Below are 22972 nucleotides of genomic sequence, written 5' to 3' on the forward strand. Positions count from 1 at the left end.
TCGTAATAATTGTCTTTGTACAATGGGGAAGTTTAATCTTATACTTTCCATTTCCGATACCTAATTTGTGTGATTTCTTAATAATCGGATTGCATAACCGGGCTTGTTCCTCGTTACTTTTTAAACCCTCTTTAAGTCTATATCGGTTGGGAGAAGTGTATCGAAAAAGTAAAAAATTTAGGAGGGAAGGGCAATGGAATAATATGATAGTTTTAGTTTGTGATCTTTTATGAAATGTAGGTGTTCCTTTTGGATGTTTACGTTTTGAAACGAACGTAGTTGAGTGAAAAATGTAAAGCAAGAGGGTAACACGCCAAGGCGGTGTTACGGTTTATTATGCCTTATTTTTAACGCCAAATTGAAATATTAATTAGCGACACTGTACTATTTTTAATGTAAATCAACCCGAACCTCCCCTATTAATGCAAATTTTTACATTAAAAATCCCAATTCAATATCCTGCTTTAACAAAATACCACTCATTATTATTCAATAGCGTGATTAAAGGAACTAACAGAATTATTAATATTTGTCAGCAGTAACCATGAACAATTGAACTATGTATCTGATATAGGGCGAACGCTTTATTTCGGTCGCAGATTACAAAGTAGGCTTTTAATACCTAATAAAAATGTTATCAGTATTAGATCCATTAAACCAGCATAAATTTAGAATGCCATAGCTGTGCCGTAATTCCGACTTTTAACATTTCGGTTGTAATTAAAACAATTTCACACACATAAAATTTTATAACTCCCTTCAGACAAATAAAATTTAAAAATAATTTGACGTTGTTAATTTGGGTTCTATATTTGCTCCTTGTTTTAAATTAATCTAAATAAGAATAGAATGAAAATTATAACCTGGGCCGTAGCCTTATTACTCTCTTTTTACGCGTTCCCGCAAGCAAGCATCAAAGGCAAAATTACAGATGAAGCCAATCAACCACTTATAGGTGCAACCGTTTATATTTCCGAATTGAACAAGGGCAACATGACCGACTTAAATGGTGATTATGAAGTTGGAGACATTGAGGAAGGATCATGGACGGTTATCATGAGAATGCTTGGATACCAAACTCAAACTAAAAAAATCACGATAGAGACGAATTCTTCCTTGAATTATGATGTAGTTTTACAAGAAGATCTGAACGATTTGGATGAAGTAGTGGTTTCTGCGAGCAGGCATTCCGAATATCTGTCTGAAATTCCTGCTTCCGTTACCGTTGTAGGTCTAGCCAAATTGGAAGAGTTTACTCAATCTACCTCCAACATCAGTGAAATACTGGAATTTACCGTCCCGGGTCTTGCCGCCTCTACAGGTACCTTTTCGAATTGGGGGCAAACCCTCAGAGGGCGTTCACTATTGGTTATGGTCGATGGCATTCCCCAATCCACCCCATTAAGAAATGGACAACTGGGAATAAAATCCGTAAATCCCAATGATATTAGCCGTGTAGAAGTAATCAAAGGGGCCACATCAATCTTCGGTAATGGGGGTAATGGTGGTTTTATCAATTATATCACCAAAAATCCAACTTCCAATGAAAAAATTGAAGGTACTACCAATCTATGGGGGACAACCAATTTAGCTAAAACCAATGACGCATTGGGCTGGGGCATACATCAGTCCCTAAAGGGCAACTTGAATAGATTCAGTTACTACATCAGCGGAAGTATGGAACAGACAGGTAATAAATACGATGCAGATGGAGTTCCCGTTCTCCCTACTTATGGATTTGATAACACCGATATTTATAGCACATTTGCAAAATTAGAATATTTACTAACGGATCAACAAAAACTGACCCTAAGTGGTAATATCTACCATTCCGCTCAAGATAGCCCCTTCATTCCGGTAGCGGCGGAGGTAGAAGTCTTTAATGAGAATGGGGATTATACGCTTGTTCCTGGTTATGGCGTAAAGGGGACCATTGTTGGCGAAGAACCTACTGGGACGACCTTGGTCAACGGACAATTAAAATATAGTCTCAACAATATATTCCAGGGAACTACCAATTTTGAAACAGATCTATATTACCAAGACACTGAGAATGTATTTTTCTATTCCGATAAATTCGAAAACGGCGGACAATCCGTAATAAATGCCAAAAAATATGGCATCAGACCCAACTTTAATACCAGTTTTGGTTCATATGGACCAACAAATATAACTTTGACCTACGGGGTGGATTTTTTAAAGGACAAAACCAATCAAGGGCTTTTGGATGGAAGGTTATGGGTTCCAAATATCGATTTGATGAGTTGGGCGCCCTACGCGCAATCTACTATAAAACTTAAGAACCAATGGGTTTTTAAGGCTGGTTTGAGATATGATGATATGAATATGGACATTGTAGATTACAACACCCTTCCCTATTCAGCTAAAAGCGACGGCAATTTCAGTCCATCCGTAGCTGTGGAAGGTGGTCAACTTAAATTCAACAATCTGGCCTTCAACTTAGGAGCCCGGTATATACAGCATCAGAAATTTACACCTTATATAAGTTATTCCCAAGGATTTTCCATTGCCGACCTAGGCTCTATACTGCGGTCTGCGGTGGCCGATAACATAAATGACATACAGTTGGAACCAGCGGTAACCAATAACTATGAATTTGGCTTTATATCCAAGTTCAATAACTTTCAACTAGAGGCCGTCGGCTATTACAGTACTTCGAACTTGGGCACAGGTGTTGTATTTGTGGATGAGATCAATTCATTTGTGCCCTCAAAACAACCACAACGAATTTATGGTGGCGAAGTATCCTTGGATTATTTTAGTTGGAACAAGAAATGGCAAATAGGAACGTCATATTCTTACGTAGAAGGGTTGACCCATGGTGTAGATGACGAAAACAACCTGACTTATTTGGGTGGTGATGTCATAGCCGCCCCAAAATGGACCACATATATTAACTGGCATCCCACAGAAAAATTAAACACATCGCTTAGAATGACCAATCTGGGCGATAGAAACCGATTCGATCCCTTTATCGATACTAACGATACTTGGGCCTATAGACATACACAATTCCCTGTGAGTGGTTATACTTTACTGAACCTTTCTATGGCCTATCAATTAAAATCGAACTTATCCCTTTCATTAGGGGTCAACAATATATTGAACGAATACTACCTACCTGCCCGATCTCAGTGGGCCGCCCCTTTAAAAACCTTTACAGGGGTGGGAGAAGGAGCCAACGCAAAACTGGGACTTAGGTACAATTTTTAAACCATAGGCCCCTTGTTTGGCTATCATCAAACATGGGGCCTATTTTAAACAATAGCTTCTTTGATCAATTTTAACAGGTTTATAAGGAATTTACATCTTTGGCTGGGTCTGTCATGTGGCCTAATAGCTTCTATCTCCGGGTTGACAGGTTCGCTATATATTTGGCAACCTGAACTAAGCGCACTGCTCAACCCAGAGTTATTGACCATTGAGCCTATTAAACCTTTTGATGAAAATAGTCTCTACAAGACGGCTTACAACTTAGTAGAACAACATAAGGATAGTCTATCCAAAATAAACTTGCCCTATCGGGAGCAAAAGACTATTTCCCTGGAATACACCAATGGCGAGACCTATTATTATCATCCCATTTCTGGCTCACTTTTGGGCATAAAATCGAGTTCCATTAAATTTTTTGAAAATTTATTGAACTTTCACAGAACCTTGGGGATTCCGAAAATTGGAAAATATATTACTGGAAGCAGCACTCTTTTATTTTTCCTATTATTGTTAAGTTCTGGTGCCTATTTGTGGTGGAAAACCTATAGGACTAATTTAATCAAGGGATTCAATATAAAATGGACAGCTAAGAAAAGAAAATTAAATTACGACATTCACAAAGTATTAGGTGCAAGTTTTTTTATCCCTCTCATGGCCATAGCTTTTACCGGCACTTACTTTACCTATAATACGTATTATAAAACGGCACTAAGCATATTTGATGATTCAGCACAACCGAAGTCAGTGCAAAACGAACTTAAAATTGGAAGCCCAATCAGCCATAAAGAATATCTACTAAATCCTGATAAAGACTATGACCTACGCACTGTCATTCTTCCCAAAAACAAACAGGAAGGATATCACTTTAGATATATTCAGGATAGATTCCTAATGGAAGGGCTAAGAAAAACCAAGGAACTGAAAATTGATCAAAAAGGATCTATTACTAGTCTGACGGATTTTCAAACAGATCCCAACAGGAACCGCATTGCAGCACAATTCTATCCCGTTCATATAGGGGAAATTGGAGGGTTATGGGGAAGGATCCTGGTATTCATCGCTGGTCTAATTCCAATAACTCTCTTTATAACTGGTCTAAAGTTGTATCTCTTAAAAACAAAAAGGCGATTGAAGGCACCTCGGGATTAAATTATTATTAATCATCTAGTCCTTTAAAATCCCAACACATTTTTTACGCACGATAAAATTACTAGAACAATATTATCAGATAAATCATTGAATTAGTTACCCCTATTACCAATTTAGTCGCGCCCTATGGGATTTCTTCAAAACGCTTATCTATCTGAACGCTAAAGAAATCCCACAGGATCCATGCGCAGTTAAGTTATGGTAAGATTTGGGAGGTCGAGGTCATATTTTTTCATAAATATATTATCTATAACAAATCCATCTCCCTAAGTAGCCTAATTTCAGTCATTAACAACCATTCAATTGGCTAATTTTTTGTATCTTATATAGAAAATAAAAAGATGGACAGAAAAGCTTTTATTCAAAAATCAATGGGGGCCATGCTTATTGCTTTGCCTGCCTATTCACTGATCGGCTGTTCTAGCTCTGATAATGATTCGGATACTAATCCTGACCCTAATCCTAATCCGGATCCACAAGGTAACTGTTTGGCTAACGGAACCAAAAGTACAATTGCCGCTAATCACGGGCATAGCCTAACTGTATCAACTGCTGATGTACAGGCCGGTGCACAGAAGATCTATTCTATTCAAGGAAGCTCAGGTCATAATCATGAAGTAACGATCACTGCTGCGAATTTTAACTCATTAAAAAGTAATAGTTCAATAACAGTTGACTCTACTTCTGGAGACGGACACACACATTCAGTATCTGTATCATGTGCGTAAGGCACATATTACGAAGTTATGTTAGACAAATAATAGCCCTTGTGATGAAAGGGCTATTGCATTCATAAATATTTAGCGCAAAGTCTGGAGATTTTGGCAACCTAAATAATTTTTAATCTATTTAAGGCCTATCCGTTTTTTTTATCTGAAATGCTCGGGATATATTAAATCCAAAATGAATATCACCCTTAAAAAAATCTCCTCCAGTCTCTGCAAGAAAGCCCTTTTCTATCATAGAAACTGAATTGGTTAGAATAAGTTGGAAAATATGGCCCCCTGTTTCAATATCTACACCAAATGCCAGTGAATTTTTAACATTAACAGACTCAAATGGATTTACATTGTAAAAGTATTCGCCGTTGAGAGAAACCCTTTTACTAATCTTTACACGCGTCCCTATGCCAATTGAGATAATATCATTGGGATCAACAGATTCTGGAACAGTATTGAAATGAACAAAAGTTGGGGCCAATTGAACAGAAAGGCTGGGGCTGAATTTTCGCGCTATCAATAGCTGTCCTGTATAAGTCAATCGATCACTAAAAGAAGGTTTATCGTCTGGTTCATAATCTTTTATAGTTTTTTGTGTGGCACTTCCAAAAACTGTTAGACCAAAAGGAAATGGGTTTTGTCCGGTTTTTTGCTGTAATAATCTATATTTCCCATAGACATCAAATGTTTTTTCAAAAGAACTCCTTCCAAATGCCATAGTTAGCCTGTCGTTAATTGCATATTCAAGACCAAACCTTATATTAGAGTCATCCAATCCAAATAACTGCTCGAACCCGGAGTTAATACGACCGAAACGATGGGATATCAAAAATTCCAGTACACCTTCCTTTCTGGTTTCTACAGAATGACCATTCAACAACCTTGTACCATTAAAAGTACTTGCAACCAAAAGAGTCGTATCCGATGTTTGTTGGTCAAGAATATCCCCCAAATCCTGGGCAACGCCATTATAGGCACAAAGCATAATTAATATATATGATAAGGCTTTTTTCATCTTTTCAAATTTATGTTTTGTTATTGGCGAAATGTAATTCGCAACTAATTCAATTCAATTTTAAGATTGATTTTAATCACATCTTATATGGTTTATGTCGAAGTTCAAAATTAACTTTAATGGTTTTAGCAATGTTATTTGCCACAATTGCCGGAATTTTTATATCGAAGTCTGCAACTTCCACATAAAAGTCCCCGATCAGTATAATCTCATTTTTATTAATTTCGACATTGACCCTTGCGCTAATTTCCTTGTCACGACCATGAACAGTAAGTGTTCCCACAATTTGCGTTTCACCTTCTAACTCTTCCAACTCATCAAATCTCATTATTTTTCCAGAAAAAGTTGCTTTAGGATACTTATATGATTCCACATAATTCTCATTAAAATGCTCCTGCATCAATGCCTTTTTAAACATAAATGATCGCATGAGAAGCTGAATCGCGATTTCGCCGGTTTCACTATCCACAATACTTAGGACCTGATTATTATCTGCTTTTATATCTTCCACAACGGAATGGGAAAAAAATGAAACATAACCATCTTTAGTAAGGAATTTTCCTTGGGCGGACACACAATTTAGCAGCAATAAATTGATAATTATTATATAAATTTCCTTCATATTCTTACTCAACTAAGATACATCTAACCATAATAACATCCAGTAAAAATCCTGTACACTTGCCCTTCACATTAATCTCTTGGCCGTTCTTCAGTTTTAAAACTTTTGCATTTTCCTCGGGCAACATATGGCAGATTACACTTGATTCCGAATCAGATGCCATAAGTGTTATTACACTATTGCCTTTATGGGTAGAAATGTTTTTTATTTCCCCTTTAACTTGGATAATGCGCTCAGCATATTTCTTTTCGGCCTCTATTCCTTGTTCCTTATATTCCTTAATAAGTTGTTCAGCCTTTAAACTATAATCGTATTCCGATTTTTCAATATTGGTATGGGGTTTATTATAATATAAAAAAGAAACAACCAAACCTATAATGACCAGAATGAATAAACTAAGGATTATATTAAATTTTTTACCTGACATTAATCTCAACTTTAATTGTTCAATGCACCTTGGTCTACCCAGCAACCTATGGACGCTATTTGCTCATTCGTAAGACTGCCGCTCTTCGGCATTCTTCTGCTCAAAGTCACCTCTTTAACAAGCTCTGCTATGCCCTTTACACCATTGAACGTTCTTAAATCAGGGGCAAAAGGTTCACTTCCGTCACCATTGTGACAGGGCATACAATTGTTATTGATCAACGGCCTTATATAATCTTTATATGAAACTTCTATATCACAATTATTTACCCCCCCATCCACGGTTTCTTCCTCATAATTGTATTCGCAAGATGCTTGTGCAACTGCCAAGAAAAGAATAATTCTTATGGATAGTAATTTTTTCATCTGTTTAAATTAGGTTTTTTTAATTGACCTGCCTACAGTTAGACAAGTGTTGGTCATGATTGTACCGAGTACTTATCATCCAATCCTATTGTTAGTAATTATCGACGATACAACCATCTCCCACAGACAATTAGCTTATATTATTGAGCTAAGCTTGTATTTACGTTTGCGATAGGCCATACACCCGCAGCAGGAAAACTTACACCTTTATTATCACCACGTAAACTGTCCTGCCCAAAGTAATACAAAGGCCAACCTTTATAAGTGATCTGCGTTCTTCCATATACTTCAATTGACCCAAAGTCTCCTACATCCAAAATACTTGGGATACTTTCCAAATCTATTTCCGCAATTGGCCAGACCGAATTGTTCGAAAAATCAGGATTTGTATAACTATTCATATCCTTAGTATCGTTTATAAAAATATATAGGGTATTGCCATTGTCGTCGGTTAAGTATGATGTAAGCCCCTCCCCTTCCGAATAATCCTCCAAATAATTTTTTCCGTCATGCCCGATCAATTGAGCACGGGCATACATCAGGGAATAGTCAGGTTTTGCCACATACCAGACATTATTGAAAGCATCTCCATTAGTGTCTCCAGCTGCAGTATCACTGGAGTAGTAATATAATGGCCAACCTTTGTAAGTAGTCTGTTTTGAACCGTCCGTGCGATCAATGGTAGCAAAGTCCATCTCTTCCAATCCAGCATCCAATGTTAGATCTTCCGCATAAAAGATAGGCCATACATCCAAACAACCACCTAGACAAACTGAAGTGTCTTGAGTATCCCTAGAAAAGAAATAAAGTGTGGCTCCATTGGAATCGGTCAATATTTTACCAAAAGTGGCATTATCTGCCAATTTAATCGAATTTTCAACTGGTTGTGGTTCTGGAGCCAATGGAGTATCAGTATTGGCGATTGGCCAAATTCCAGGGGCAGGAAAACTAATTCCCTTATTGTCTCCACGTTCAGTATCCTGACCAAAGTAATATAATGGCCATCCTTTATAAGTAATCTGAGTTTTTCCATATACGTCGATTGATCCGAAATCGGTCCTTTCCAAAATACTGGGAACATTCTCCATCGAAATTTCTGCTACGGGCCAAACCGCATCATTCGAAAAATCGTTATTTGTGAAACTATTAGTGTCTTTGGTATCGTTTATAAAAATATATAATGTTCTCCCTTCAATATCTGTAAGGTAAAAAGTATTCCCATCACCTTCCGAATAATCATCCAGATAATTTTTTCCATCATGCCCAACCAATTGTGACTGTACGTACATGAGAGAATAATCAGGTTTGGCAACGAACCATATATTGTTAAATGAGTCACCTTTAGTGTCTCCCACAGTACCATCCTCTGAATAATAGTAAAGCGGCCATCCTTTATACGTTGTTTGCTTGGACCCGTCAACACGAGTAATGGTTGCAAAGTCTGACAATTCCAAACCAACATCTACAGTTATTTTTTCTGTATAGAATATCGGCCAAACTCCTAAGCATCCGCCTGAACATTCCGAGGTTGCTTTGGTATCTTTGGAAAAAAAGTAAAGGGTTGCGCCATCGGAATCTGTCAATATTTTGCCGAATGAAGCATTAGTGGCCAATTTTACCGTATTGGCAATTGGTTCTGGTTCTATTGGATCGGGGTCTCCATCATCATTTTTACTACATCCAATACACATTATGCTTAGGATGAACCATAAGGAATGTATTTTTTTCATAATTTGTGATGTGTTAAGATTAATTTGAGAAGTAAATTACCCTCCACATTCCTCAATTTCAAATAAAATTATGTGAAGAGGAAAATAATGAGTTTGAAACGGAAAAATTAACTTTAAAAGTTCGCCCTTCTTTTGAAAAAAGACAATCTATATTTATTTACATTACTTGCTATTTCAATTATAGTGTTCGTTATAGGTTATTTTGCCATGAGGTATATGCTTAATGAAAGTACTAGCCAAATTCTTTTAATACAGATAGAATCCAGTAAACGAGAAGCAAAGGAATTGGCTGGACTGGTATCTACACAATTGGATAATGGAATAGATCGACAAACAGTAATTAATAACTTCCAAAAAAATATAGAAGGAACCCAACTAGAAACCGGGTTTGTCTGTATGTTGGACTGGTCAGGTGTGGAAATTTGCCATCCAGATCCGCAAAAAATCGGTGAAAAAAATAACCCAGATGTATCTTATACTAGAGCTTTGGACAGTGAAATAGATCCTAGTGAATTTTACGATCTTATCAGTAATAAGAAACAGAATAATCGAAAAACTGACACTTCCATTGGAAATGCTAATTCACAAATAATTTATCTATATCCCGTAAAGAATTCTGATTGGATAATGGCTGCACATACCAATCTAGATAAAATTGAGGAACAACTAAGAGGTCTAAGATTAAATTTTTTGCTAATTTATTTACTTTCTAGTTCTGTAATTTCGCTTCTAGCCCTGCTAATGGTTCGTTTTTTAGGCAGTTATTACGAAAAATCTTTGGAGCTGAAAAATGAGAAATTGGCAGAAGAAGTGTTAAACTTATCAAAATTGAATTCAGATCTGTACCATCTAAAAAATCAATTGAACAAAACAGATGAAAAAAACGATAAAAATATCGAAGGGGAGGATGATGGCAGAATAAAGAATCGTTTGTTAACCTATTCTAAAGACAAACTTATTTCGGTTAGAGTAGATGAAATTGCGTTTATTAATACTGAAAATTCATTGACCACAATTACATGCTTGGATGGTCAAAAACATTCAAGTACTTCCAGCTTGGATGAACTGATCAATAACTTGGACCCTTCATATTTCTTTAGGGCAAATAGACAATTTATTATTTCAGTCAAAGGTATTTATGAAATCTTTAGATATGGCAACAACCAGTTAAAGATTAAATTAAATCCAGCATCAAGTAAAACTATAGTTATAAGCAAGAACAAAGTTGCTGAATTCAAAAAATGGCTTAATTACTAACTCCAATTAAGATAAAATACAACCTACAGAAAAGGATTTGTCATTATTTTCCACTCATATTATTTCTCTAAACAACAAAAAATATTAAACTTTTGTTAAAGGTAAGCAATTCGGTCGCACTCCAAACCGTATTAATGGGAATGCCCTAGAATATGGCATTAGACCTGTTTTTTGATACTCCCACCTCGAGTACTTAGTAAAAGCCGGGATACACATCCCGGTTTTTTTTTGATTTAAATCCAACATAATTTCCTGTATAGCGCCTGACTCAGATAACTTTCCGAAACCATTGACTGGTACCAGTACTAAAACTACATTTTAACGAAGAGTCAATTCATACCAATTAACATAGTATCATATAAATAATTACGCACCACAAATACCTCAAATTATAATACATTTTTAACTTTCTGCAATAATTCCCCTTTCAACAATAAAACCTCACTTGAAAAATAAAAATTAAAATTACTTTGTCACTGTTCATTTGGATTCTATATTTGCTCTTATTTTAAATTAATCTAAATAAGAATAGAATGAAAATCATGACCTGGGCCGTAGCCCTATTTCTCTCTTCTAACGCATTCTCACAAACCAGTATTAAAGGTAAGATTACTGATCAATCCAATCAACCTCTTACCGGTGCCACCGTATATATTGAGGAATTGAAGAAAGGCACCATGACCGACCTTAATGGTGAATACGAAATTTCGGACATCAAGGAAGGATCATGGACAATTATCCTGAGAATGTTGGGATACCAATTGCAAACTAAAAAAATCACCATTGGACCAGAGGCTTCCTTGACCTATGATGTGGTTTTAAAAGAAGATTTAAACAATTTGGATGAAGTCGTGGTTTCTGCTAGTAGGCATTCCGAATATCTTTCGGAAATTCCTGCTTCAGTAACTGTTGTAGGACTAGCTAAATTGGAAGAGTTTACACAATCTACCTCCAATATAAGCGAAATACTGGAATTCACTGTTCCAGGACTTGCCATTTCTACAGGTACCTTTTCCAATTGGGGGCAAACCCTAAGAGGGCGTTCGCTATTGGTCATGGTCGACGGCATTCCGCAATCTACCCCTTTAAGAAATGGGCAATTGGGAGTAAAATCCGTAAACCCTAATGACATAAGCCGTGTAGAGGTAATTAAAGGGGCCACATCCATCTTCGGTAATGGGGGCAATGGTGGTTTTATCAACTATATTACCAAAAATCCTACTTCCGAGAAAAAAATTGAGGGCACTACCAATATCTGGGGATCAACCAATTTAGTCAAAACCAATGACGCCTTGGGCTGGGGCATACATCAGTCCCTCAAGGGCAACCTAAATAGATTCAGCTATTACATCAGCGGTAGTTTGGAACAAACCGGCAACAAATACGATGCCGATGGAATTCCCGTACTCCCAACATACGGGTTTGACAACACCGACATCTATAGCAGCTTTGGAAAATTGGAATATTTATTATCAGATCGGCAAAAACTTACCCTTAGCGGTAATATTTACCATTCCGCTCAAGATAGCCCCTTCATTCCGGTAGCGGCAGAGGTAGAAGTCTTTAATGAGGATGGGGATTATTCCCTTGTTCCAGGTTACGGCGTAAAGGGGACCATTGTCGGGGAAGAACCTACTGGGACGACCTTGGTAAATGGACAATTAAAATATAGTCTCAACAATATATTCCAGGGAACTACCAATTTTGAAACGGACCTTTATTATCAAAACACTGAGAACGTATTTTTCTATTCCGACAAATTTGAAAATGGCGGACAATCCGTAATAAATGCCAAAAAATATGGTATCAGACCCAACTTCAATACCAGTTTTGGTTCATATGGCCCAACAAATATATCCTTGACCTATGGGGTAGACCTTTTAAAGGACAAAACAAATCAAGGGCTTTTGGATGGGAGATTGTGGGTGCCAAATATTGAATTGATCAACTGGGCACCCTACGCGCAATCTACCATAAAACTTAACAACCAATGGGTTCTTAAAGCAGGTTTGCGATATGACCATATGAATATGGATATCGTAGATTACAATACCCTTCCCTATTCCGCTAAAAGCGATGGCAATTTCAGTCCATCCGTAGCTGTGGAAGGAGGAAAACTTAATTTCAACAATCTGGCCTTTAACTTAGGGGTTCGGTATATAGAGCACCAAGAATTTACCCCTTACATAAGCTATTCCCAAGGATTTTCAATCGCTGATCTAGGCTCAATACTAAGGTCTGCCGTAGCCGAGAACATTAATGATATCCAGCTGGAACCCGCGGTCACCAATAATTATGAATTTGGATTCATATCCAGATTCAATAACTTTCAGCTGGAGGCAGTGGGCTATTACAGTACTTCCAATCTGGGCACAGGCGTTATATTTGTGGATGAGATCAATTCTTTTGTACCCTCAAAACAACCACAACGAATTTATGGAGGTGAGATATCCGTGGATTATTTTAGTTGGGACAAAAAATGGCAAATAGGAACCTCATATTCTTACGTAGAGGGGCTGACACATAGTGTGGGTGACGAAAATAACTTGACCTACTTGGGAGGTGATGTTATAGCCGCTCCAAAATGGACTACATATATTAACTGGCAGCCCACAGAAAAATTAAACACATCGCTTAGAATGACCCATCTAGGTGACAGAAACCGATTTGACCCCTTTATCGATGCCAACGATACTTGGGCCTATAGACATACACAGTTCCCTGTGAGTGGGTATACTTTACTGAATCTTTCTATGGCATATCAATTAAAATCGAACCTATCGCTTTCCTTAGGGGTCAACAATATATTGAACGAATACTATCTACCTGCTAGATCGCAATGGGCCGCACCTTTAAAAACCTTTACAGGAGCAGGGGAAGGAGCCAATGCAAAACTAGGACTCAGGTACAATTTTTAAACCATGGACCCCGTGTTTGACTATTCTCAAACATGGGGCCTATTTTAAACAATATCTTCTTTGATTATTTTTAACAGGCTTATCAGGAATTTACATCTTTGGCTGGGTCTAACATGTGGCCTGATCGCGTCGATCTCCGGGTTGACCGGTTCGCTATATATTTGGCAGCCCGAAATAACAACTTTACTCAATCCCGAGCTATTGACAATCGGGCAAAATAACCCTTTACCCGATACTAGACTGTACACAACGGCCTACAATCTAATGGAACAACACGGGGATAGTCTAGCCAAAATAAACCTGCCCTATCGGGAGCAACAGACTATTTCCCTTGTCTACAAGAATGGTGAGACCCAATATTATCATCCCATTTCTGGCTTTTTTTTGGGTAAAAAATCAAGTTCCATTGAATTTTTTGAAAATTTATTGAACTTTCACCGCACCTTAGGGATTCCGAAAATTGGAAAATATATTACTGGAGGCAGTACCATATTATTTTTTCTATTATTGTTAAGTTCTGGTGCCTATTTGTGGTGGAAAACCTATAGTACTAATTTTACCAAGGGATTCAAAATAAAATGGAAAGCTAAGAAAAAGAAATTGAATTATGACCTTCATAAGGTTTTGGGAGCGAGCTTTTTTATCCCTCATATGGTCATAGCTTTTACCGGTGCCTATTTTACATATAGTACTTACTACAAAACGGTACTTAGCATATTCGATGATTCCAATAAAACCAAGTTGGACCTAGAAGAGCAGACCATTAGTAGCGCCAAACCCTATCAAGATTACTTGCGTAATCCGGACAAGGAATACGACCTTCGTGCTGTCATCCTTCCCAAAAATATCCAGGACGGATATCATTTTAGATATATTCAGGATAGGTTCCTAATGGAAGGGCCAAGAAAAACCAAGGAATTGAAAATTGATCCAAAAGGAACTATTACTAGCCTGACGGATTTTCAAACAGATTCCAATAGTAATCGGATCGTTGCCCAATTCTATCCTGTTCATATAGGTGAAATTGCGGGTTTATGGGGTAGGATCCTGGTTTTTATTTCTGGTCTAATTCCAATAACTCTGTTTATAACTGGTCTCAAGTTATATCTCTTAAAAACAAAAAGGCGATTGAAGACACCTCGTGATTAAATTATTATTAATTATTTAGTCCTTTAAAACCCGAAGACATTTTGTACTCACAACCTAATCAATAATTACAAAACGATAAAATGACTAGATCAATATTATCAGATAACTCATTGATTTAATTTGAATTAGTTACACCTATTATCCATTTAGTTGCGCCCGTTGGGTTTTCTTCATAACGCTTATCTATCTGAACGCTAAAGAAATCCCATAGGATCCTTGCGCAGTAAAGTTATGGATAGTCCATAGAATACCTTTAGATTAGCTTATATATCCAATTAAGCTAATCTAAAGGATTTTGGAGGTCAAGATCATATTATTTAAATAATATATTATCTATAACAAATCCATGTCCCTAAGTAGCCTAATTTCAGTCAATAACAACCTTTCAATTGGCTAATTTTTTGTATCTTATATAGAAATTTGAAAAGATGGACAGAAAAGCTTTTATTCAAAAAACAATGGGGGCCATGCTTATTGCTTTACCCGCTTATTCGCTGATCGGCTGTTCTAGTTCGGACAATGATTCGGATACGAATCCCGATCCAAACCCAGACCCAGACCCACAAGGTAACTGTTTGGCTAACGGAACCAAAAGTACTATTGCCACTAATCACGGACACAGTTTAACTGTATCAACAGCCGATATACAGGCTGGCGCACAGAAAATTTATTCTATTCAGGGAAGTTCAGGTCATAATCATGAAGTAACCCTGACTGCGGCAAATTTTAATTCATTAAAAAGTAACAGTTCAATATCTGTAGATTCTACCTCAGGAGACGGACACACGCATTCAGTAACTGTATCCTGTGCGTGAAACAAATATGACTAAGTTTTATTTATCTGAAATGCCCGAGATATATTAAATCCGAAATGAATATCACCCTTAAAAAAATCACCTCCAGTCTCCGCTACAAAACCCTTTTCTATCATGGAAACAGAATTGGTTAGTATAAGCTGGAAAATATGGCCCACGGTTTCAATATTTACTCCAAATCCAGTCTTTTATAATTCTTATAAATATGGTTCGGAACAGCTTTACAATAATCCCACCTCGAGTACAACAAATGAACCCTGTGAATTTACGTTCGCAGGGTTTTATATTTTGCTGACAATCCGTGTTATCCTAATTTAACGATAAGCCATAACCAATCCAAGACAGCTGGGATCAGCTATGCAAAAGCAACCCCCAGTACCACAAAAAGAATATTTATCTTTATAGTACACCTCCCATAAGCATGCAACCCACTATCTCCTAGATCGTATTTCGCGCTTCATAAAGGCAATATAGGAAAACAAAAAACACAATAAGGTAAGAGACAGTAGGCCTACCCAAAAGCTTATTACGTTTACGGGCATTGTTCAAGCCGACTTTTGTTCTCTCACTTATAAGATTACGCTCGAATTCTGCAACAGCAGCAAAAATTTGAAGTAAACATTTACCGTTGGCAGAATTAGTATTAAATTCGGGTTCGCTAAGACTTTTAAAATGCACTCCAGATTCATTGAACCGGTCGATAAGTTGTACCTTGTTTTTTAGGGAACGAAATACCCTATCATTTTTATAGGTCAAGATAGTATCCCCTTTTCTCATATACTTCAGCATTTCATTCAAACCCTTTCTATCGTCCCGAGTACCACTCGCTATATCCGAATAGATTATTTCGCATCCGTTATTTTTCAACATATACAAACAGATTGGTCGTCATGCATGGACAAACTACTAAACTCAATGAAACTCCCTGCAAAAAATAAACATTACATTTGTACATTAAATTTTAAACAAAATAAAATGAATAAGAACGGAGCAATTGTTATCGTTGAAGATGACACTGATGACCAAGAGATGTTCAGTGAAGTGTTTAAAGAACTTAATTATAAAAATGAAATTGTGTTTTTTAATGACGGACAAGAAGCACTTACCTATTTGACCGGAAAAACCGTAGAGCCTTTCGTTGTTATTTCTGACATCAATATGCCAAAGCTAAATGGCATGGAGCTAAGAAAGCAAATTCATGAAAACGAGAATATACGATTAAAAACTATTCCCTACTTATTTTTTACAACAAGTGCTGAACAAGAAGCGGTTGTTGACGCATACTCAAAATCTATTCAAGGGTTTTTTGTCAAGCCTTCGAGTTTTCAAGGTTTAAAAAGTACAATGAAGACAATAGTTGAGTATTGGCAAAAGTGTGAATCTCCAAACTATGTTGAGTAACCGAATAATGAAACAGATTATTTATTCCTAATTCTAATGACAGTTTACGCTATTTTGCAATTCTAAAATGTACGGTTCCCAAAAAACTATTCGTTTACTACTTTCTTGAATACAGAAACTTCTCCACAATACTTCTGGAAAGTGGTTTGTCTAAATGCCCTTTTATCATCGCATGCTCCTTAGCACTGGCCCGGTCATACGAATTAGAGGATAAATGTTAGTTTTTTGTAAAATATTACTACCAGTCTTTAGCTTATCGAGAAATTCCCAACCGTCCATACAGTGAATGACCGAATCGAGGAATATTAAATACGGCACATCTTCTTCATTATGTAAAGGATTCGCAGACATGTTTAAGACCGCTTCCGCAGTTACAAACTATATCCCTACAATTAGAAAATGAATTTTTCTATACAATATCTTGACACGAATTGCGAGACTAAGTTGACATCTATTATACAACAAATTGTCGATTCTATTTTTGGTGGTAAATTTATTCGCTGTAAATATGAGAAGATTTAAAACTTAATTACAAATACACCAATTGAATTTTACATTTATAAAAATTCTAACTAGGAAGCGTTCAAAAGGTCCATTTTTTCGCCGATACTAGAAAGTTTCGTAAAATGAACCTTTTTTGGGATTATAATATAATTTCAGAAGCTAGTTGAACTAAAAAGCAATAACCCGTTCCACAATACAAAACAATTAAAAAACAACTCATAGATTATTTGGCCATTGAACTTCCGGCAATGCCTATCACCTGGAATGCAACCAAAATCCACACAAACGAGAATAATGTATTAAAACCTAAAATTGGTTTTGATACCACTCGTTTGTTGGAAAATGACTAATTAGGTTTTTGATTCCATCTTTCGATATCGGCTTAACCAAATAACCCGAAAGAGTACTAATTTCATGTGCCTTGGCTATATCTTGAGGGTTATTGGACGAGGTAAGAAGATAAATATTGATATCCTTCTTTATATCGGTTTGGAACGACTTGTACTCACTGAGAAACTCCCATCCGTCCATAAAAGGCATGTTTACATCCAATAAGATAATGTCCGGAAGATTATTTGCAGCTCCCAGATTCTGTTTTAAGAAATCGATGCCCTTTTCACCATCAGAAAAAAATTGAATTTTTATATCCGGGTTGACTTCTGCAATTGTATTCTTCATAATAAACTGAAAAATCTCATCGTCATCGATTAGAAAAAAATGTAATTCATTCATAGTTGTCAAATATTATTTTAAACGTAGTTCCTATACCCAATTCACTGGTTACTTCAATGCTCGCATTCAACGATTCCAGTTGTGTTTTCACCAAAAACAAACCCATCCCTTTTCCGGAAAGTCCACGATGAAATCTTTTGTATAGCTTAAAAATGTCACTGCCGTAACGGTTCAGGTCCACCCCAATGCCATTGTCCTCAAATACCAATACTTTCCTATTGTTTTCCAATAAGGTTCGGATATGAATAACAGACTTTTTGTTCGGATCCCTATATTTTATGGCATTCGATATTAGGTTCTGAGTAACACTCTGCAAGTAGATTTTTGAAAATTTTATTTCTTTCCATCCACTAAGATCCGTCTTCACCTCAATGGTTTCTTTGTCCAAGGTTTCCACATATAGATCCAGGGTGGCCATTATTAGCGGTTCCAGAGCTATATTTTCCAATCTAATCTGATCGTCATCATTAAGTATCCTAACATACACCAAAAGATCGTCCACTAAAGTGTTTATAGCATTGGTTACCTTATGCAATTTGGGAAAATAACTTTTTGCCTCTTCGTAATTTTTAGATTCCGTTAGCATGGACACCAAGGCAGAAACACTCGTTGTGGGAGCTCTTAAATTGTGGGCAACAATATTGTTATACTCCAATAGTTGGGCATTGCGCACCTCCAGCTTATGCTGAATGATTGCCAAGGCCTTGTTTTTATTTTCCAATTCCGAGCTTTTAATCTCCAGCTCGTTGTTCATCAATTCCAGCGCCTTAAAATATTCCCTTTCGGAATTTTCAGTTTTTGTTTCAAGAAAGGACATGCAAAAAATGGCCAATATTACCAATGCATTGATCAGCAATACTGAGAAGATTTCCCTTTTAATTCCTACATTTAAAAGCTGGGAATCTATATGTTTTAACAGCACCCATTTATTGTTGGTTTTAATGTCCGCAAACTTGTGTTGAAACAAGGGTGTCTGGGAAAGTTCATTAGGAAAATCCAATCCGGTTTTTACCCACAAATCTCCGTTATGAAACAAGGTTTTGGATTCTTCGGTATTCAGGGAATCCCATACCTGTGGGCGATCCTCCTTAAATGTGATATTCCGGCCATCGGGAATTAAATGTGCAAACTCTTTGGTCCCGTCTTTACTTACCAAATAATTACCTTGGTGGTCCAACAACATAAACGGGTATTGGTTGTCTTTTTTCAGCAAATCGAGGAGTTTTACTGCACTAAAATTTATAACAACTATGCCCAATTTATTGCCTGAACCATCCCATATGGGGGCTACCCCACGGATCATGGGTGTATATGGCACTTCCAGTACGCCATTTTCTTGATTTAAATTTAATGGGGACAAATAGATTTGATTTTTGCTTAGATTTCTGGTCACCTGATAATAATCACGATCGGCCTTGTCTTGGAGCTCAATACTTTTGACTATTTGCCCGTTCTCTTTACGATTTAGCCTAAACACTTCCTTTCCGTCCAAGTTAATGAGCCTAAATTGACTGTAACTGTCCATTCCAATTAAAAAATCACCTATTTCTTTATCCAAATGGGCATTAGTTTCCGGATCAAAGTCCTTTTCATCAAAATGGTATTGTTCCCAATAATAGAGGTTGGCTATCATGGGTTTTAAAAGTTCAACGATCAGTTGCTTCTTATTGGAAAGTTCTTTTTGCTGTAAGGACGTTAAATTGTTGTGCTCCTTTTGATAAATCCATAAAACTGCAAAAACACTCAGTATAAGTACTGGGAGGTAGTATTTGACAAATTTTAAAAGTAATCGTTTAAGCAAATTAAAAGCTATTAATAGTTAAAGCATGCGCTAGAAAGGAAGCACAGCTCAATACGCAATAAATCTATTTGGGGGGAAAGTTTTAAAGGTCCAGCTTAATAATAAACTGAAAACCAAATATAAGTAAAATTAAATCTCATAAATCATTTTTTAATTTTAATTATTTTAAAGGAATTACCTGCAAAACCAAGGTTAATTTTGACTAGGCTCTGAATGGAATAAAGACTGAATACTGTTCAAAACACCTATTTTTTTAATCATTATGGGTAAAAGTTGACTTGTCTTTATAATTTCCATCTATAGTTGGAACTATTTTTATACTTTTAATAAGTTCAGGTTTATGGCGACCTTCCTATTACAAATTTTCCCCATGGTGTTAAAGAATAAATTAAGTTCTTTAACTTCTGCTCAAAACCTTGGCTCGGCATCCGTACTCAACACTATAAATAGGCCAAAAGGACGTTCAATTATAAAACTACACTCATGGAACCATTAAAAAAAGAAGACATTAAACAAGAGGTTTTTGACCTTTATGATGATTATGCCCACGATAGGGTAAGTAGAAGATTGTTTATGGATAAATTATCCACCTATGCGGTCGGAGGGCTCACGGTGGCGTCGCTTCTAAGTTTTATCTCTCCAGATTATGTGAAAAAAATCCAGATTCAGCCCAATGATCCCAAATTAAAATCGGAATTTATCCATTATAATTCGCCCAAAGGCGGAGGTTCCATAAAGGGTCTGCTATCACGACCCGCTGATGCCAAGGTAAAACTTCCAGGAATTATTGTGGTGCACGAAAACCGTGGATTGAATCCGCATATCGAAGATGTTGGACGCAGGGCCGGACTTGCAGGGTTTATCTCCTTGGCTCCCGATGCCTTGACGCCCTTGGGCGGTTATCCCGGCAACGACGATGACGGCCGCGAACTACAGGGCAAGCGTGATCGCAATGAGATGTTGGAAGATTTTATAGCGGCCTTTAAACACTTGACAGCCCACCCTGAATGTTCCGGCAAGGTTGGTGTAGTAGGATTCTGTTTTGGTGGTTGGATTTCCAATATGATGGCGGTCAAAGTGCCAAATTTGGGGGCTTCTGTCCCTTTTTACGGCGGACAACCAACTGAAGGTATTGAAAAAATAAACGCTCCCTTGCTACTCCATTTTGGCGAATTGGACAAACGCGTCAATGAAGGTTGGCCAGCCTATGAGGAAGCTTTAAAGAAACATGGCAAAGAATATAAGGCCTATATCTACCCCAATGCAAACCATGGTTTTCACAATGATACCACACCTAGGTATGACAGGGAAGCTGCTGAATTGGCCTGGGGACGGACAATCGATTTTTTTAAAGAAAAGCTAGGATAAGGCCAATCAGAACGAAAGCCTATAAACAGCACTTAAAACTTTCTGATTCGTCAGAATACTTTTAATAACACTTTATTGATCCAAGCGATCAATTTCAATTTGCAAAATAATTGATCGCTTGGACTATAACTGTTATTACAGGGAAAGCGTACTAAAAGATATCATAATATACACCACTATGATCACTACCAGTACCGAGGCCATAATATCCCAAATATTATAGCTAGCCTTATTTTCATCCTTCTGTTTATCCGTAACCGTACCAAAGGTAAGGCCGGACAATTGTGCAGCCGATGGGGCTGGATAAAACATACTTACTATAACAGCGATGGCAATACAGAGGGCAAAGAAATAAGCCGCAAATACCAACCAATTAATGTCGGCCAAGTTGAACAGGAAACTGCCCTCGATAAAACTGGATTTCATAATTTCCAGGGTCAGTTTGGAAAAGCCTATAATCAACCCACCTACCAAGGTGGCTATGGCTCCGTTGGCATTAATGCGTTTGTAAAAAATTCCCAACAGGAATACCGCAGTTATCGGTGGCGAAATGTAGGCCTGTACGTTCTGCAAGTATTCATAAAGTCCGTCCGAGAGCCTTGTAATTACAGGTATCCACAACAGCCCTAATCCAACCACGAAAAAAGTTGCCGTCCTACCGGTTTTTACCAATTCCTCCTCTGGTTTATCAGGTTTCAGTTTTTTATAGATATCCAAGGTAAACAAAGTGGAGCAGGAATTAAATACGGAAGCCAGGGAACTCATCAAGGCCGCCAGTAGTCCCGCCGCTACCAAACCACGGAGACCGGAAGGCAAAAGGTTGCTCATTAATACTGGAAAGGCCTCATCAGGATTGTCCCAATGTAATTTTCCCTGCATTTTAAGTCCCAAAGCCACAACTCCGGGAATCAGAAAAAGAAAAACCGGCATTAGTTTTAAAAGTGCCCCAAAGATACTGCCCCTTCTACCAGCTTTTATACTTTTGGCCGTAAGCACCCTTTGTACAATAACTTGATCGGTACACCAATACCAGATACCAACGATGGTACTGGTAAGAAATAATGGAAGCCATGGATAATCCGGATCCGAATTGGGCCGCCACATATTAAAATAATCCACCCCAATGGTTTCCTTTAACTCTCCCCAGCCCCCTACGGCTTCAAGTCCCATAAAACTAAGGATTCCTGCCCCCAGCACCAATACAATGGCCTGTATGGTCTCCGTATAGACTACAGCCCGCATTCCTCCCAAAATGGTATACAGACCCGTAAGTGCCACGGTTGCTACCGCACCGATCCAAAAAGGTATTCCCAATAAAGCCGAAACCACTACCCCACCTGCGTAAATGGTTACGGACACCTTAGTTAGGATATAGGCAATCAAAGATACTATGGAAAGGACCCAACGTGAACGAGCATCGAATCTCTTTTCCAAAAATTCGGGCATTGTAAAAACCCCGCTTCTGGCATAAAATGGCAAAAACACCCAACCCAACATTAAAACGATCCAGGCGTGCATTTCATAAATCAATAATGGCATTTTATCGCCTGCCCCATTACCTGCTAATCCAACTACATGCTCGGACCCAATATTGGAAGCAAAAATAGAGGCCCCTACCATAAACCACCCAATGTTCCGTCCGGCCAAAAAATAGTCCTCTGTATTTTTTTGCTTTTGTTTTATTACCCACCAGGCAACACCAAGTAGTATTACGAAATAGGCTGTGATCACGACCCAATCCAGAACGTCCAATCCCTTCATTATAA

The 22972-nt window shown here is 37.5% G+C and carries 18 protein-coding genes and 1 pseudogene; 9 read left to right on the forward strand and 10 right to left on the reverse strand.

Features of this window, described 5'->3' with window-relative positions; genetic code table 11:
* Window positions 1-849: 849 nt before the first annotated feature.
* The 3 genes from H4O18_RS13975 to H4O18_RS13985 all read left to right on the forward strand — a co-directional run bounded on the left by H4O18_RS13975 (window position 850) and on the right by H4O18_RS13985 (window position 5111).
* Window positions 850-3234 carry a TonB-dependent receptor gene (locus H4O18_RS13975; protein ID WP_187585617.1) on the forward strand — a complete coding sequence of 795 codons (2385 nt, stop codon included), beginning with the start codon at window positions 850-852 and terminating at the stop codon, window positions 3232-3234.
* A 60-nt stretch (window positions 3235-3294) separates the two neighbouring features.
* Window positions 3295-4383, forward strand: coding sequence for a PepSY-associated TM helix domain-containing protein (locus H4O18_RS13980; protein ID WP_187585619.1), 1089 nt, complete (start codon window positions 3295-3297; stop codon window positions 4381-4383).
* 341 nt (window positions 4384-4724) lie between these two features.
* Window positions 4725-5111, forward strand: a complete 387-nt coding sequence (locus H4O18_RS13985; RefSeq protein WP_187585621.1) for a hypothetical protein — start codon at window positions 4725-4727, stop codon at window positions 5109-5111.
* 121 nt (window positions 5112-5232) lie between these two features.
* Here the strand turns inward: H4O18_RS13985 and H4O18_RS13990 are convergent, their stop codons facing one another.
* From H4O18_RS13990 to H4O18_RS14010, 5 genes are all read right to left on the reverse strand, one after another.
* The gene (locus H4O18_RS13990) at window positions 5233-6117 is read right to left on the reverse strand and encodes a DUF5777 family beta-barrel protein (RefSeq protein WP_187585623.1); all 885 of its coding nucleotides are present in this window, start codon (window positions 6115-6117) and stop codon (window positions 5233-5235) included.
* 76 nt (window positions 6118-6193) lie between these two features.
* On the reverse strand, window positions 6194-6739 hold the full coding sequence (locus H4O18_RS13995; protein ID WP_187585625.1) for a YceI family protein: 546 nt from the start codon (window positions 6737-6739) through the stop codon (window positions 6194-6196).
* A 4-nt stretch (window positions 6740-6743) separates the two neighbouring features.
* Window positions 6744-7166 (reverse strand): OB-fold protein, encoded by a 423-nt coding sequence (locus tag H4O18_RS14000; protein ID WP_187585627.1) that lies wholly within the window; start codon window positions 7164-7166, stop codon window positions 6744-6746.
* Between the two features lie 11 nt (window positions 7167-7177).
* Window positions 7178-7531, reverse strand: coding sequence for a c-type cytochrome (locus H4O18_RS14005; protein ID WP_187585629.1), 354 nt, complete (start codon window positions 7529-7531; stop codon window positions 7178-7180).
* A gap of 140 nt (window positions 7532-7671) precedes the next feature.
* The gene (locus H4O18_RS14010; RefSeq protein WP_187585631.1) at window positions 7672-9261 is read right to left on the reverse strand and encodes a hypothetical protein; all 1590 of its coding nucleotides are present in this window, start codon (window positions 9259-9261) and stop codon (window positions 7672-7674) included.
* 132 nt (window positions 9262-9393) lie between these two features.
* Between H4O18_RS14010 and H4O18_RS14015 the strand changes: the two genes are divergently transcribed.
* The 4 genes from H4O18_RS14015 (at window position 9394) to H4O18_RS14030 (ending at window position 15400) form a co-directional block, all read left to right on the forward strand.
* The gene (locus tag H4O18_RS14015) at window positions 9394-10518 is read left to right on the forward strand and encodes a LytTR family transcriptional regulator (protein WP_187585633.1); all 1125 of its coding nucleotides are present in this window, start codon (window positions 9394-9396) and stop codon (window positions 10516-10518) included.
* Window positions 10519-11051: 533 nt separating this feature from the next.
* Window positions 11052-13436 (forward strand): TonB-dependent receptor, encoded by a 2385-nt coding sequence (locus H4O18_RS14020; protein WP_187585635.1) that lies wholly within the window; start codon window positions 11052-11054, stop codon window positions 13434-13436.
* Between the two features lie 60 nt (window positions 13437-13496).
* Window positions 13497-14585 (forward strand): PepSY-associated TM helix domain-containing protein, encoded by a 1089-nt coding sequence (locus tag H4O18_RS14025; protein ID WP_187585637.1) that lies wholly within the window; start codon window positions 13497-13499, stop codon window positions 14583-14585.
* A gap of 428 nt (window positions 14586-15013) precedes the next feature.
* The gene (locus H4O18_RS14030; protein WP_103441677.1) at window positions 15014-15400 is read left to right on the forward strand and encodes a hypothetical protein; all 387 of its coding nucleotides are present in this window, start codon (window positions 15014-15016) and stop codon (window positions 15398-15400) included.
* 11 nt (window positions 15401-15411) lie between these two features.
* Here H4O18_RS14030 and H4O18_RS21990 read toward each other — a convergent pair.
* A pseudogene (locus H4O18_RS21990) lies at window positions 15412-15573 on the reverse strand (DUF5777 family beta-barrel protein); the annotation flags it as partial.
* Window positions 15574-15838: 265 nt separating this feature from the next.
* Window positions 15839-16270 carry a recombinase family protein gene (locus H4O18_RS14035; RefSeq protein WP_187585639.1) on the reverse strand — a complete coding sequence of 144 codons (432 nt, stop codon included), beginning with the start codon at window positions 16268-16270 and terminating at the stop codon, window positions 15839-15841.
* 45 nt (window positions 16271-16315) lie between these two features.
* Between H4O18_RS14035 and H4O18_RS14040 the strand changes: the two genes are divergently transcribed.
* Entirely contained in the window at window positions 16316-16801 is a 486-nt protein-coding gene (locus H4O18_RS14040) for a response regulator (RefSeq protein WP_246474285.1), read from the forward strand.
* An 810-nt stretch (window positions 16802-17611) separates the two neighbouring features.
* On the opposite strand, the gene H4O18_RS14045 is transcribed toward H4O18_RS14040, so the two are convergent.
* Together H4O18_RS14045 and H4O18_RS14050 are read right to left on the reverse strand one after the other, a co-directional pair.
* Entirely contained in the window at window positions 17612-18037 is a 426-nt protein-coding gene (locus H4O18_RS14045; RefSeq protein ID WP_187585641.1) for a response regulator, read from the reverse strand.
* Window positions 18030-19838, reverse strand: coding sequence for a sensor histidine kinase (locus H4O18_RS14050; RefSeq protein WP_187585643.1), 1809 nt, complete (start codon window positions 19836-19838; stop codon window positions 18030-18032). Before H4O18_RS14050 ends, H4O18_RS14045 begins: the two co-directional genes overlap by 8 nt.
* A 483-nt stretch (window positions 19839-20321) precedes the next feature.
* Here H4O18_RS14050 and H4O18_RS14055 point away from each other — a divergent pair, with 483 nt between their 5' ends.
* Entirely contained in the window at window positions 20322-21206 is an 885-nt protein-coding gene (locus tag H4O18_RS14055) for a dienelactone hydrolase family protein (RefSeq protein WP_187585645.1), read from the forward strand.
* Between the two features lie 135 nt (window positions 21207-21341).
* On the opposite strand, the gene H4O18_RS14060 is transcribed toward H4O18_RS14055, so the two are convergent.
* Window positions 21342-22967 (reverse strand): sodium:solute symporter, encoded by a 1626-nt coding sequence (locus tag H4O18_RS14060; RefSeq protein ID WP_187585647.1) that lies wholly within the window; start codon window positions 22965-22967, stop codon window positions 21342-21344.
* Window positions 22968-22972 lie beyond the last annotated feature (5 nt).

Origin of the sequence: Arenibacter arenosicollis, from assembly GCF_014397245.1 — a bacterium.
In the GTDB taxonomy this organism is placed as follows: Bacteria; Bacteroidota; Bacteroidia; order Flavobacteriales; family Flavobacteriaceae; genus Arenibacter; species Arenibacter arenosicollis.